This is a genomic window from Streptomyces sp. NPDC053560 (assembly GCF_044544605.1).
Lineage (GTDB): Bacteria > Actinomycetota > Actinomycetes > Streptomycetales > Streptomycetaceae > Streptomyces.
Map to the genome: position 1 here is coordinate 574,921 of NZ_JBITXI010000005.1, position 13,082 is coordinate 588,002.

Annotated in this window: 13 protein-coding genes and 1 rRNA gene; 4 read left to right on the forward strand and 10 right to left on the reverse strand. The window is 70.6% G+C overall.

What is annotated here, in order from left to right:
- The first annotated feature begins 193 nt into the window (after nt 1-193).
- From ACIGQF_RS15350 to ACIGQF_RS15365, 4 genes are all read left to right on the forward strand, one after another.
- Nucleotides 194-472, forward strand: coding sequence for a glutaredoxin family protein (locus ACIGQF_RS15350; protein ID WP_399710093.1), 279 nt, complete (start codon nt 194-196; stop codon nt 470-472).
- A 251-nt stretch (nt 473-723) separates the two neighbouring features.
- Nucleotides 724-1,758 carry an HAD family hydrolase gene (locus ACIGQF_RS15355; protein ID WP_399710095.1) on the forward strand — a complete coding sequence of 345 codons (1,035 nt, stop codon included), beginning with the start codon at nt 724-726 and terminating at the stop codon, nt 1,756-1,758.
- 530 nt (nt 1,759-2,288) lie between these two features.
- Nucleotides 2,289-3,083 (forward strand): ECF subfamily RNA polymerase sigma factor, BldN family, encoded by a 795-nt coding sequence (locus ACIGQF_RS15360; protein ID WP_399710098.1) that lies wholly within the window; start codon nt 2,289-2,291, stop codon nt 3,081-3,083.
- Between the two features lie 345 nt (nt 3,084-3,428).
- Complete coding sequence (locus ACIGQF_RS15365; protein WP_399710100.1) at nt 3,429-4,634, forward strand: DUF5667 domain-containing protein; 1,206 nt, start codon at nt 3,429-3,431, stop codon at nt 4,632-4,634.
- A gap of 184 nt (nt 4,635-4,818) precedes the next feature.
- On the opposite strand, the gene ACIGQF_RS15370 is transcribed toward ACIGQF_RS15365, so the two are convergent.
- From ACIGQF_RS15370 to rrf, 10 genes are all read right to left on the reverse strand, one after another.
- Nucleotides 4,819-5,796, reverse strand: a complete 978-nt coding sequence (locus tag ACIGQF_RS15370) for an aldo/keto reductase (protein ID WP_399710102.1) — start codon at nt 5,794-5,796, stop codon at nt 4,819-4,821.
- 98 nt (nt 5,797-5,894) lie between these two features.
- On the reverse strand, nt 5,895-6,899 hold the full coding sequence (locus ACIGQF_RS15375) for a lysophospholipid acyltransferase family protein (RefSeq protein WP_399710104.1): 1,005 nt from the start codon (nt 6,897-6,899) through the stop codon (nt 5,895-5,897).
- Between the two features lie 14 nt (nt 6,900-6,913).
- Nucleotides 6,914-7,963, reverse strand: coding sequence for an NAD-dependent epimerase/dehydratase family protein (locus ACIGQF_RS15380; RefSeq protein ID WP_399710106.1), 1,050 nt, complete (start codon nt 7,961-7,963; stop codon nt 6,914-6,916).
- Between the two features lie 319 nt (nt 7,964-8,282).
- Nucleotides 8,283-8,381: a 30S ribosomal protein bS22 gene (locus tag ACIGQF_RS15385; RefSeq protein ID WP_003948845.1), complete on the reverse strand. Its 99-nt coding sequence runs from the start codon at nt 8,379-8,381 to the stop codon at nt 8,283-8,285.
- Between the two features lie 162 nt (nt 8,382-8,543).
- Complete coding sequence (locus ACIGQF_RS15390; protein ID WP_014144137.1) at nt 8,544-8,753, reverse strand: helix-turn-helix domain-containing protein; 210 nt, start codon at nt 8,751-8,753, stop codon at nt 8,544-8,546.
- A gap of 128 nt (nt 8,754-8,881) precedes the next feature.
- Complete coding sequence (locus ACIGQF_RS15395) at nt 8,882-9,697, reverse strand: phosphatase (protein WP_399710108.1); 816 nt, start codon at nt 9,695-9,697, stop codon at nt 8,882-8,884.
- Between the two features lie 114 nt (nt 9,698-9,811).
- Nucleotides 9,812-10,987 carry an acetoin utilization protein AcuC gene (locus ACIGQF_RS15400; RefSeq protein WP_399710110.1) on the reverse strand — a complete coding sequence of 392 codons (1,176 nt, stop codon included), beginning with the start codon at nt 10,985-10,987 and terminating at the stop codon, nt 9,812-9,814.
- Nucleotides 10,938-12,203 (reverse strand): MFS transporter, encoded by a 1,266-nt coding sequence (locus tag ACIGQF_RS15405; RefSeq protein WP_399710112.1) that lies wholly within the window; start codon nt 12,201-12,203, stop codon nt 10,938-10,940. Before ACIGQF_RS15405 ends, ACIGQF_RS15400 begins: the two co-directional genes overlap by 50 nt.
- A gap of 43 nt (nt 12,204-12,246) precedes the next feature.
- Complete coding sequence (locus ACIGQF_RS15410; protein WP_399710114.1) at nt 12,247-12,891, reverse strand: HAD family hydrolase; 645 nt, start codon at nt 12,889-12,891, stop codon at nt 12,247-12,249.
- A gap of 103 nt (nt 12,892-12,994) precedes the next feature.
- Nucleotides 12,995-13,082, reverse strand: a 5S ribosomal RNA gene (gene rrf / locus ACIGQF_RS15415); the annotation flags it as partial.

Genomic DNA, 13,082 nt, shown 5'->3' on the forward strand with positions numbered 1-13,082 from the left:
CACACTCTTCGCGTGGATAACGCAGGACCGTGAACGGGAACACGCCGCGCCTCTCCTTGCTGTTTTACCCCCGTACACCTACAAATCGACCATCGATGGTACGGGAAACCAACGCGCTGCCCGAAGGCTCGTGACGGCCGTCATACACCGCCGGAGACCGGCGCGGAGAGCACTGCCCAGGCACAATGAGCACATGGCCCCGCTTCTCCGCCGCACCCAGCGCAAGAACCCCGCCGACCGGACGGTCACGCTCATCGGCAAGCCCGGCTGCCACCTCTGCGACGACGCCCAGCAAGTGATCGAGACGATCTGCGCGGAGACCGGCGCCGCCTGGGAGAAGAAGGACATCACTGAGGACGGGGAGCTGTACCGCAAGTACTGGGAGCAGATTCCGGTCATCCTCGTCGACGGCGCACAGCACGACTTCTGGCGCGTGGACCCGCAGCGGCTGCGCAAGGCGCTGGGGGCCTGAAGCCGGGCGCCCGCAGATGGACCTGAGCCGGGCGCCTCAAGGGCGTGCGTGCGGGGCGTACAGAAGCGCGGGGCGTGGTGCACAGGCGTACGCGCGCGGCGCACGGGGGCACAAGCGGCGCAGAGAGCACGTTCGTGCGCGCCCCCTCGGTGAATACACGGCGTGGCCGTAACGCGACCGTCGGCCGCCCCGCGCCTGCCTGACATGCGTGCGTAACCAGGGGCACCGAACAAACTGGCTATGCTCGCGGTATGGCCCACCCGTCGCCCGAGCACCGCCCCGGCAGGAGCCCCATCAGCGCGTCCCTCATCACGGGCATTCCGTCCCTCGTCACGGGATGGTTCACCCGCCACCGGCGCCCCGCCACCGCACGCAGCGTGCTGGCCGGCGAGGCGGCGGCCGAGGCCGCCCGCAAGAGCTCCCTGGAGGCCGAGGCACAGGCCGCGGCGGAGGCCGCCGCGGCGACCGCCGACAGCGAAGCCGAGGACGCCGAGCCGGACTTCCCGGTCGTCGGCGACGACAGGGCGGCCGCCTTCTTCGACCTGGACAACACCGTCATGCAGGGCGCCGCGATCTACCACTTCGGGCGCGGCCTCTACAAGCGGCACTTCTTCCACAAGCGCGATCTCGCCCGTTTCGTGTGGCAGCAGGCGTACTTCCGGCTGGCCGGCTCGGAGAACCCCGAGCACATGGAGGACGTACGCAACAGCGCGCTCTCCATCGTCCAGGGCCACCGCGTCTCCGAGCTGATGACCATAGGCGAGGAGATCTACGACGAGTACATGGCCGAGCGGGTCTGGCCCGGCACCCGGGCGCTCGCCCAGGCGCACCTGGACGCGGGCCAGAAGGTGTGGCTGGTCACCGCGGCCCCCGTGGAGACCGCCACGATCATCGCCCGCCGGCTCGGCCTGACCGGCGCGCTCGGCACGGTCGCCGAGTCGGTCGGCGGGGTCTACACGGGCAAGCTCGTCGGCGAACCGCTGCACGGCCCCGCCAAGGCCGAGGCGGTGCGGGCGCTCGCCATGGCCGAGGGCCTGGACCTCCAGCGCTGCGCCGCGTACAGCGACTCCGCCAACGACATCCCGATGCTCTCGCTCGTCGGCCACCCGTACGCGATCAACCCCGACACCCGGCTGCGCAAGCACGCGCGCGAGCACGGCTGGCGGCTGCGCGACTACCGCACCGGCCGCAAGGCCGCCAAGATCGGCATTCCGGCGGCGGCCGGCGTGGGTGCGGTGGCGGGCGGCGCGGCGGCCGCGGTGGCCCTGCAGCGCCGGCGCCGGTAGCTCCCGCGCTCCGGGCGGGCTCCACAACCGGGGCCCTATAACCGGAAGCCCGCCCAACTTCCAGCGCGGGGATGGACGTTACACACCGTCACCGAAACGCCCGGGGGGCGTCTCGCCCGCCGATGATCAGATGGACGGCGCGTGTCACTTTTTTCGCGCTGGCCTTCCCCGCACCACCCCTGAGGGTGCCTCCGCGCGCCCCGTACGAACACGCGTACCGCTGTGTGCAGGGCAAACCTTCTTCATACCCCACCGGTCCGCACGCACCGGCGCGACGCCCGGGGCGCCACAACACGCCCTTCAACCAGCCAGATCACGACACTTTCTGATCAATTTCTGTTCAACATCCGATACTTGAACGAACAGAAATACGTAACAGACCAGACTGAATCGACGATTTGAGCAACTGGGTGTAGCGCTGCCTGTACGAAGCGTTATTCTCCTCAGACGCAAACCGGAACCCATAAGCCCCTACCGCGGGTGAACGGTCCCGCACTGCACGTGATGGAAGCTCTGCCTCTGGGAGTCCCGTGTACCCACACGTCGGGGTTGACGCCTCGGGCCTGGCTACGCTGCGTACGACACTCGTCGACCACCTGCGCAGTTTTGTCCCCACCGCGTACGCCGTCCCCGCCCTCGCCACACCAGCCCCTGCCGCCGGACCCGCCAGCGCCTGCTACGCCCTGGCGGACGCCAGGACCGCCGTCGGTGCCAGGTCCGCAAGCAGCCGTACCCGCCGCGGCGGCACGACCACCGCCCGGCGCCCCGCCGACAGCGACAGCCGTCGCATGATGGACCTCGTCGAGCGCGCCCAGGCGGGCGAGGCCGACGCGTTCGGCCGACTCTACGACCAGTACGCCGACACGGTTTACCGCTACATCTACTACCGCGTCGGCGGCCGGGCGACCGCCGAGGACCTGACCAGTGAGACGTTCCTGCGCGCCCTGCGCCGGATCGGCACCTTCACCTGGCAGGGCCGCGACTTCGGAGCCTGGCTGGTGACCATCGCGCGCAACCTCGTCGCCGACCACTTCAAGTCCTCGCGCTTCCGCCTGGAGGTGACCACGGGCGAGATGCTCGACGCCAACGAGGTCGAGCGCAGTCCCGAGGACTCGGTCCTCGAATCCCTGTCCAATGCCGCCCTCCTCGAAGCCGTCCGCAAACTCAACCCCCAACAGCAGGAATGCGTCACGCTCCGGTTCCTCCAGGGGCTGTCGGTCGCCGAGACCGCCCGCGTCATGGGCAAGAACGAAGGAGCGATCAAGACCCTCCAGTACCGCGCGGTCCGGACGCTCGCGCGCCTGCTGCCGGACGACGCACGCTGAGCGTCCCCCACCCCTCCGTGTCCCCGCTCGTCCCGGCCCACCCCCCGAACGGCCGTCCCCCGGCCCGAACATCCGTCCCGCACGGCACCCCCATTGTGCCGCCAAGCCTTGACCAGGCCATCACTTTCAGCCATCGCGCGGTACCGGTCCGTCACATCATCGTGAGGGCGTAACCCGAGTACCTCGCCGCTCGTTGTGCGGAATGCAGGCTCCCTGCGGACACGCCATGCCCGCAGCCGCTCACTCGATCGAGTGGTTGCGTGCAGGGTGTGCAGCCTTCCGGCCCTGCTGGATCGTCAAGCCAGTCCGGGGAGTCGAGCGGGATGATGAGAGGAGGTGCCGCCCGTGATCGCGAACGTATCGGCGCACCGGCGGGCTAACGCCTTCGCCCAGGCTCTGGAGGATCAGGACCTCCAGGGCGCGGCCGATGAGCAGATCGACACACCGGGGCCGGAGTCGGCTGAGCCCGAGACGGCACGGCTGCTGGCAGTCGCCGGCGGTCTGGGGGAACTCCCCAGACCGACCATGGACCCGGAAGCGCGCACGATCCAGCGCGCACAGCTCATCGCCGCGATGGAGGCCGCTTTCGCCGAAGGCGGCGCACCCTCCGACGGCGCGAAGGTGCCCCAGCAGCGCGGCGTGCGAGGCGCGCACCGCGCCGCCAAGTCACTCGGGCGGCTGCGCCCACGGTCCCGGCTGTCCCGGAGGCTCGCCGCCGGCGGGCTGACGGTCGGCGTGGCGGCCGGCGCGTTCAGCGGAGTGGCCGCCGCCAGTTCCGACGCACTGCCGGGCGATTCGCTCTACGGCCTCAAGCGCGGCATGGAGGACCTCAAGCTCGGCATGGCCGAGGACGACTCCGACCGCGGCCGGCTCTACCTCGACCAGGCGTCCAGCCGGATGCACGAGGCCCGGCGGCTGGTGGAGCGCCTGAAGTCCGGTCCGCTGGAGCACGAGACGCTCTACGAGGTACGCAGGTCCCTCTCGGGCGTCACCCAGGACGCGGGCACGGCCCACCGGCTGCTGCACGGCGCGTACGAACGGGACGGCTCGCTCGGCGCCATCCAGGCGCTGGACTCCTTCACCTCCTCGCACCGCGAGGGCTGGGTGCAGCTGCGCGACCGGCTGCCGGTCCAGCTCGCCGACGTCTCCCATGAGGTCAGCTCGGTCTTCGACGCCATAGACGAGGAGGTCGGGCCGCTGCGCCCGCTCCTGCCGAAGAAGGCCGACGAGGGCACCGGGCACGGCGCCCCGTCCGCCTCGGGCACCACGGACCAGGACCAGTCGACGACGCCGTCCCGCTCCGGCAGCCCCTCGGCGGGCGGCGAGAAGCACGACTCGCCCTCGCCCGAGCCGTCCTCGTCGTCCTCCTCGAAGGGCGACGGGCTGCTCGGCGGCAACACCGGCGGTCTGCTCGACCCGCCGCGGCAGGACAGCCCGTCCCCCTCGAAGGGTGAGCGCGAGAGCGACGAGCCCACCGAGCCGGATGTCACCATCCCGCCGCTGCTCCCGGACCTGCTCCCGGGACTCGGCGTCGACGGCCGGGACGAGTAGCGGCGCGCAGCGAGCGCAGCGCGCCGCCCGCGGCCCGGCGGCGCCGGGTGTTCTTCCGGTCCTTCCCTCCAGAAGAACGTCCGGCGCCGTCGCATGCGCAGGGGCGCGTCCCCCGGCCATGGCGTACGGACCGGGTGCGGGGCCGCGCCCGTACGTCCCGCGCGCCTGCCCCGCGCGGCCCTTCTCAGTGGCCGCTGACCGGCCGTGCCGTGTACGGCCCTTCGAGCCGCTCGATCTCGTCGGCGGTGAGCTTCAGCTCCAGCGCGGCCAGCGCGTCGTCGAGGTGTCCCGCCTTCGACGCGCCCACGATCGGCGCGGTCACCGGCTCCTGGTGCAGCAGCCAGGCGAGCGCCACCTGCGCCCGCGGCACACCGCGCTCCGCGGCGATGGCGCCGACCGCCTCGACGATCTCCCGGTCGCCCTCCTGGTACAGCGTCTTGCCGAACTCATCGGTCTGCGCACGGTTGCTGGTGGTGTCCCAGTCCCGGGTCAGCCGGCCGCGGGCCAGCGGGCTCCAGGGCAGGACGCCCACGCCCTGGTCCGCGCAGAGCGGCAGCATCTCGCGCTCCTCCTCGCGGTAGAGGAGGTTGTAGTGGTTCTGCATGGTGGCGAAGCGGGTCCAGCCGTTCCGCTCGGCGGTGTACTGGGCCTTGGCGAACTGCCACGCGTACATCGAGCTGGCCCCGATGTAGCGGGCCTTGCCGGCCTTCACCACGTCGTGCAGGGCCTCCATCGTCTCCTCGATCGGAGTACGGGGGTCCCAGCGGTGGATCTGGTAGAGATCGACGTAGTCCGTGCCCAGTCGGCGCAGGCTGTTGTCGATCTCGGTCATGATCGCCTTGCGGGACAGCCCGGCGCCGTTGGGGCCGGGCCGCATCCGGCCGTTGACCTTCGTGGCCAGCACGATCTCGTCGCGCCGGGCGAAGTCGGCGAGCGCCCTGCCGACGATCTCCTCGCTGGTGCCGTCGGAGTAGACGTTGGCGGTGTCGAAGAAGTTGATCCCGGCCTCGACGGCCTGCCGGAGGAGCGGGCGGGACTGCTCCTCGTCGAGGGTCCAGGGGTGGGGGCCGCGGTCGGGCACGCCGTAGGTCATGCAGCCGAGGCAGAGGCGGGAGACGTCCAGGCCGGTGGATCCGAGCTTCACGTACTGGGTGTTGGACATGATCCAAGTCTGTCCCGGGGGCGCCCGGCCGGAACACGGGGCACCCCCGGCACACACGTCACAGTCCGGGCGAGAGCGTCACAACCCGGGCGAGGACGTCAGAAGAACACCGAACGCCGTTGTACCAGCAGCTTGTAGAGCGTGTGCTGAATCGTTTCGCGAACCTGGTCCGTGAGGTTGAACATCAGCATCGGGTCGTCCGCCGCCTCGGCCGGATAGCCGTCCGTCGGGATCGGCTCGCCGAACTGGATGGTCCACTTCGTCGGCAGCGGTACCGCGCCCAGCGGCCCCAGCCACGGGAACGTCGGCGTGATCGGGAAGTACGGGAAGCCGAGCAGCCGTGCCAGCGTCCGGGCGTTCCCGATCATCGGGTAGATCTCCTCCGCGCCCACGATGGAGCACGGCACGATCGGTACGCCGGACTTCAGCGCCGTCGACACGAAGCCGCCGCGCCCGAAGCGCTGCAGGCGGTACCGGTCGGAGAAGGGCTTGCCGACCCCCTTGAAGCCCTCCGGCATCACGCCGACCACCTCGCCGCGCTCCAGCAGCCGCTCGGCGTCCTCGGTGCAGGCCAGGGTGTGGCCGGCCTTCCGCGCCAGCTCGTTGACCACCGGCAGCATGAACACCAGGTCGGCCGCCAGCAGCCGCAGGTGGCGCCCCGCCGGGTGCTGGTCGTGCACCGCGACCTGGAGCATCAGGCCGTCCAGCGGCAGCGTCCCGGAGTGGTTGGCGACGATCAGCGCCCCGCCCTTGGCGGGGATGTTCTCGATGCCCTTGACCTCGACCCGGAAGTACTTGTCGTACAGGGGCCGCAGCACGGACATCATGACCTGGTCGGTGAGTTCCTCGTCGTACCCGAAGTCGTCGACCTCGTACTCACCGGTGAGTCGTCTGCGCAGGAAGCTGAGCCCGCCGGCGATCCGCTGCTCCCAGGACGCGCCCCGCTCCTCGGGGGCCTCCCGCGGGGCCGCGGTCTCCGGGTCCTCCTGGCGCGGCGGCGGTACGGGCGCCAGCGCGCCGTTCCGCCCCGCGCTCCCCGACCGCTTGGCCCTTCTCCGCGAGCGCGGCTCGTCGCCGAACGGAATGACCTTGGCGTCCGCCATCGTGGGTGAACTCCTCACTGGGTCTGGGCACTGGCTGCGGGCAGCAGCGCGGCGAGCCGGTCGACGGTACGGGAGACGGTCTCGGGCGGCAGCAGGCCGGGCCCGCGGCTGCGGACGAACTCCGCGAAGGTCTCGGCCGTGGTGTACGCCGGGTCGAAACCCAGTGTCTCGCGCATCTGGGTCGTCCTGACGACCCGGCCGTGCGTGAGCATCCGGATCTGCTCCGGCGAGAAGTCGGTGATGCCGAGCGAGCGCAGCATCGAGCCCGCCCAGGTGACCGTCGGCAGCAGCAGCGGCAGCGTGGGCCGGCCCAGCCGACGCGAGCACTGCGAGAGCACCAGCACGCCGTCGCCCGCGATGTTGAACGTGCCGCTGTTGAGCGTGCCCCTGCGGGGCTCGGCGGTCGCGAGGCGCAGCGCCTCGATCGCATCCTCCTCGTGCACGAACTGCAGCCGCGGGTCGTACCCGAGGACGGTGGGCAGCACGGGCAGCGAGAAGTACTCGGCGAGCGGGGAGTCCGCGCACGGCCCGAGGATGTTGGCGAACCGCAGCACGCAGACCGCGACGTCGGGACGCCTGCGGGCGAAGCCGCGTACGTACCCCTCCACCTCCATGACGTCCTTCGCGAAGCCGCCGCTGGGCAGTGACTTGGCGCCGGTGGTCTCGGTGAAGACCGCGGGATCGCGGGGCGCGGAGCCGTACACGCTGGTGGAGGACTTCACGACCAGCCGCTTGACGTGCGGTGCCTTCTGGCAGGCGCCGAGCAGCTGCATCGTGCCGATGACATTGGTCTCCTTGACCGACGAGCGGCTGCCGCGGGAACCGAGCGGGGTCCCGTGGATGTCCATGTGCACGACGGTGTCCACGCCGGTCTCGGCGAGGACCTTGGCGATGGCCGGATGTCTGATGTCGGCTTTGAGGAACTCCGCGCCACCGAGGTGGTGCTCGGGCGGTACGGCGTCCACGCCGATCACCCGGTCGACGTCGGGATCACGCTGGAGCCGGCGGACGTAGCGGCCGCCCAGCTGACGTGCGACTCCCGTGACGAGCACGACCTTGCCCAAGATCAGCCCTTCCTTCCCACCATCGTCCCCCGCCCGCCCCCGCACGTGCCGAGATGTGGTGGCCCACGCTATCCGGTCGGTGTTGCGCTGTGATGACCTGTGGACAACCCTTAGCGACTTTCGGCCTGGTCCGGTCCTGTGCACAAGTCCGTCACCCGAGCCTCCGCCAAGTCCGCCACCCGGCCCCCCGTCGCCCGGCCGCCGCTCATGTGCCCGGGCCGCCCAGGACGAGTACCCCGCTTCCGCGCGGCCGTGCCCCCGAACGCACCGCAGCCCCCCACCGTGCGGTGGGGGGCTGCGGAATCGCATTCAGCGTCGCTTACTTCTTGTTGCGACGCTGAACACGCGTGCGCTTGAGCAGCTTGCGGTGCTTCTTCTTGGCCATCCGCTTGCGCCGCTTCTTGATAACAGAGCCCACGACTACCCTCGCTCACTTCGAATCACTCGGTGCGGGGCGTCCGAGCCCACACTACCTACATCGGGCCAGCCTACCTGGCGCCGAGCGTACGGCGTAATCCGAGGGTCTCCGTGACCTCCGTACGGCCTCACCGGGCCCCGAAAGGGCCTGTCAGGCCCCCCGTCAGGCCGATTCCACCCCCACGTAGGACTCGCGGAGGTAGTCGTGGACCGCCTGCTCCGGCACCCGGAACGACCTCCCCACTCGGATCGCGGGCAGATGACCGCTGTGCACCAAGCGGTACACGGTCATCTTCGACACTCGCATCACTGTGGCAACTTCCGCCACAGTAAGGAACACGACCTCATTCAGAGGCCTCTGGTCTGCAGCCATGACACACCTGGTCCTTCCGCACATGACGGGCACCGGCTTCCCCTCCGGTGACTCTTCGTCGCTATGCGCTCACTCCCCAGGTTAGGGGCGGGTGATGCGAGTGGGGAAGAGGAGTAGCCATCGGCCGCCTACTGTGACAGACACGCTCGATTGAGTACATAGCGAGTAAGCGGTCGGTAGTAATCAGACCGCACAGCGTCATCAAGCGGAACTACGACGGACACCCGCCCCTCCGCCTGCCCGACGAACAGTGCCGGATCGTCCGTATCCGCCAGGCCGATGGCCTCAAAGCCCAGCTGACCTGCTCCGCAGACCCATCCGTGGTCCCCGATCACGAGCTCGGGAAGGGGTCCGGCAGCGTCTGCGGCAGCACCAAGGGCACTACGAACCGGGAGGGGGGAGTGCGTGTGGACTCCCGGCTCCCCGAGGCCCTCCCGCACGCCGGGTTCGCGCATCCGCGCGACGCCTCGTACGTAGGCAAGGTTGTACGTGCGTACCCCAAAGCGGGTCATTATGTCGATACTTGTGCCGTACGCAGGGGTGAGGACAGGGCATCCAGCCGCCGACAAAGCGTCTGCGAGACCGCTGTAGAAGCCGGTGAGACGGTCCGGATGGCCGGTGCCGATCAGTACCGGCGAGCGGCTGCCGGCCGCTTCTCCGAGCCGGTCGGCGAACGCATCGAGCGCGGCCACGGTCCGGTCCGGGTCGATGACATCTGTGCCAGAAATATGCGCAGGATCGGCCGAAACCCCGCATCGCGCTTCCATGAGCCCGAGCAGATCATCGACGGACCACTCCCCTTCGGGCTCCAGCCCGATCAGCGCTCGCGGGTCCCCCGCCGCAAAGAGGCGGTAGCGGTTCAGACTCTTCTCCCGCGAGGTCGCGATCACCCCCGCGAGCCGTGCTCCGACCAGATGCGCCCGTAGCGCGCCAGTGCTCGACACGCCGCCCATGCTGGCCGCCGGACTCCCACCCCATGCCCTGACTGATGGGTAATCACACGTTCGAGGGGGATGAGCGGCGTGAAGCGTACGTAAGTGGGCCGGCCCGCTCCGCCTCTACGGCAGCAGTCCGTGCGCCGGGAAGACCGCCCGGCGCGTGGCCAGGATCGCCTGGTCCAGCCGGTCCGCCGGGTCGTACCCGCTGTCCGCGAACTCCCGGAACACCGGCTCCCGCCCGTCCGTCATCCGCCGCGGCCCCGGCTGCCGCGTCAGCCGGTACACCTCGTGCTGCCACTCCTCCGGGATGTCCGTCCTCGGCTCCAGCGGCTGCCCGGCCGCGATCGCGACCAGGTGCGTCCACGTACGCGGCACCACGTCGACCACCGCGTAACCACCGCCCCCGAGCGCGATCCAGCGCCCTTCGCAGTGCTCGTGCGCGAGCCGGTGACAGGTCTCGGCCACCGCGCGCTGCGCGTCCACGCTCACCGCCAGGTGCGCCAGCGGGTCCTCGAAGTGCGTGTCGGCGCCGTGCTGCGTGACGATCGCGTCCGGCCGGAAACCGGCCACCAGCTCCGGCACCACGGCGTGGAAAGCACGCAGCCACCCCTCGTCACCCGTACCGGCCGGCAGCGCCACGTTCGCCGCGCTGCCCTCGGCGCCCTCGGCACCGGTCTCCTCCGGCCAGCCGGTCTGCGGGAAGAGGGTGCGCGGATGCTCGTGCAGCGAGATCGTCAGGACCCTGGGGTCCTCCCAGAACGCGGCCTGCACACCGTCCCCGTGGTGCACGTCCACATCCACGTACACCACCCGGCGCGCGCCCAGCTCCAGCAGTCGCGCGACCGCCAGCGCCGCGTCGTTGTAGATGCAGAAACCGGCCGCGCCGCCCGGCATCGCGTGGTGCAGCCCGCCGGCGAAGTTCACCGCGTGCAGCGCGTCCCCGCGCCACACCGCCTCCGCCGCGCCCACCGACTGCCCCGCGATCAGCGCCGAGGCCTCGTGCATGCCGGCGAACGCCGGGTCGTCCTCGGTACCGAGCCCGTACGCCGGGTCGGCGGCCCTGGGATCGGCCGAGGCCTGCTGTACGGCCTCGATGTAGTCCTGGCGGTGCACCAGCCGCAGCGTGGACAGGCCCGCCGCCTTCGCTGCCGCCACCTGCACCGGAGCGCGATGGAGGCCGTACGCCTCCACCAGCCGCATCGTCAGTGCGAGCCGTACCGGGTCCATCGGATGGCCGGGCCCGAAGTCATAGCCCGTTACTGCCTCGTCCCACATCAGCTGTGCGCGGCCGCTCATGTCCGCCACCGTATCGGGCCCGTCCGTCGCCGAAGGAAGGGGCGTACACCAGCGTCACCAGCACGAGCACCATCGGGATCAGCATCGCCCCGCGGTAGCTCCAGGCGTCTCCCACCGCACCCACCAGCGGCGAACCGATCAGAAAGCCCACATAGTTGAAGATATTGAGTCGCGCGACGGCCGCGTCCGACGCTTCCGGACCGCGCGCCGCCGCCCCGTGCGCCTCGTACGCCTGGCGCCCGGCCGCCGCAAAGGTCTGCGGCACGATCACGCACAGCCCGAACCCCAGCAGCGTGAAGCCGGCCATGCCCGGCCACGCGCCGGGTGCCACCGCCACGACCGCGAACCCGGCGGCGGCCACCACCGCGCCCGCGCGCACCACCGCCACCGGCCCGAACCTCCGCACGCCCAGGTCCCCCACGGTCCGTCCCAGCAGCGTGGTGACCATGTACACGTTGTACGGGACCGTCGCCAGCTGCTCCGAGCTGCCCAGGACGTCCTGCAGGTACTTCGCGCTCCAGTTGGAGACCGTCGAGTCCCCGATGTACGCGAACGCCATGACCAGGCAGAGGGGAAGAAGGAATCGCAGGGAGAGGGAGGCCGAGGGGGATCCGGCGGAGTGCGCCGGGCGCCGCTCCTGGTCCACGTACCAGCGGCCGGCGATCAGCACCGCCGGCACCGCGACCGCGGCGGCCGGCCCGTACAGCGCCGCCAGCGGCAGCTCCCAGTGCGCGCCGGCCCAGGCCAGCGAGGCGCCCACGATGCCGCCGAGGCTGTACGCCGCGTGGAAGCCGAGCATGATGCTGCGCCCGTAGGCGCGCTGCAGGCTCACCCCCAGCATGTTCATCGCGGCGTCCAGCGCCCCGACCGCCAGCCCGAAGACCGCCATGGCCACGGCCACCTGGGCCAGGCCGCTGCCCGCCCCCACGGCGACGAGCGCCAAACAGACCACCGGCTGCACGCACCGCAGGACAAGCCCCGGCCGGACCCGTTTCACCAGGTGCTCCGTGGCCACGCTGCCCACGCCGGCCAGTACCGGCACGGCGGCGAGGAAGACAGGCAGCAGGCCGTCGGAGATGCCGTACCGGTCCTGGATCGCGGGGATCCGCGTCACGAGCAGCGCGAACACCGCGCCCTGGGCGAAGAAGCTCAGGGCGAGCGCGGCCCGGCCGCGCCGGAGGCGGGGCGCAGGGCGGAACCCGGAAACGGCGGTCATGGCGGGTCAGCGTAGAACTCCCCGCTACCGATAGGTAGATGAATCACACAAGAAGATCCGGAAGCCCGTCCATCGCGCTGAAGAGGGCGGTGGCGTCCGACAGCCGCTCGGCCGGGGTCATGGCCGTGAAGCCGTACACGTCCATGCCGGCCGCGCGGGCCGCACGCACCCCCAGCGGGCTGTCCTCGACGACGGCACAGCGCTCGGGCGCTACGCCCATCTTCTCCGCCGCGTGCAGGAAGAGGTCGGGCGCCGGCTTGCCGCGGCCCACGTCCTCCGAGCTGAAGATGCGCTCGTCGGTGAACCACCGGTCGAGTCCGGTCTTGCGGTGTCCGACCCGGATCCGCTCGTGGCTGCCGGAGGACGCGACGCAGTACGGGGTGCCGGCCGCGGCCAGTTCCGCCAGCAGTTCCGGTACGCCGGCGATGGGTGTCAGCTCCTGCTCGAACGCGGCGAAGACCCGCGTATGGAAGGTGCTGTCGAAATCCGCGGGCAGTCGCTGGCCGGTCCGCTCCGCGACGAGGTCGTGCACCCGGTGCATCGCGGAGCCCATGTAGTCCCGGATGGACTCCTCGTACGTCGTCGGGTGCCCGAGTTCGGTGAGGTAGCCGGCCAGGATCGTATTGGAGATCGGCTCACTGTCGACGAGCACACCGTCGTTGTCGAAGATGACCAGGTCGTATCGCATGAGCCCGACTCTAAAGGGCGTGCGCCGAAGGGCGTCCGGCGGAATGGCCCCGGAACGCAGAAAAGCCCCGCACCATACGGTGCGGGGCTTTCCCACAAAGATTGTTCGGCGGCGTCCTACTCTCCCACAGGGTCCCCCCTGCAGTACCATCGGCGCTGAAAGGCTTAGCTTCCGGGTTCGAAATGTAACCG

What these genes read in the sequence shown, in the direction of transcription:
- ACIGQF_RS15350 (WP_399710093.1), top strand. Translation starts at nt 194, where the DNA reads ATGGCCCCGCTTCTCCGCCGCACCCAGCGCAAGAACCCCGCCGACCGG.
- ACIGQF_RS15355 (WP_399710095.1), top strand. Translation starts at nt 724, where the DNA reads ATGGCCCACCCGTCGCCCGAGCACCGCCCCGGCAGGAGCCCCATCAGC.
- ACIGQF_RS15370 (WP_399710102.1), bottom strand. Translation starts at nt 5,796, where the DNA reads ATGTCCAACACCCAGTACGTGAAGCTCGGATCCACCGGCCTGGACGTC.
- ACIGQF_RS15375 (WP_399710104.1), bottom strand. Translation starts at nt 6,899, where the DNA reads ATGGCGGACGCCAAGGTCATTCCGTTCGGCGACGAGCCGCGCTCGCGG.
- ACIGQF_RS15390 (WP_014144137.1), bottom strand. Translation starts at nt 8,753, where the DNA reads ATGGCTGCAGACCAGAGGCCTCTGAATGAGGTCGTGTTCCTTACTGTG.
- ACIGQF_RS15400 (WP_399710110.1), bottom strand. Translation starts at nt 10,987, where the DNA reads ATGAGCGGCCGCGCACAGCTGATGTGGGACGAGGCAGTAACGGGCTAT.
- ACIGQF_RS15405 (WP_399710112.1), bottom strand. Translation starts at nt 12,203, where the DNA reads ATGACCGCCGTTTCCGGGTTCCGCCCTGCGCCCCGCCTCCGGCGCGGC.
- ACIGQF_RS15410 (WP_399710114.1), bottom strand. Translation starts at nt 12,891, where the DNA reads ATGCGATACGACCTGGTCATCTTCGACAACGACGGTGTGCTCGTCGAC.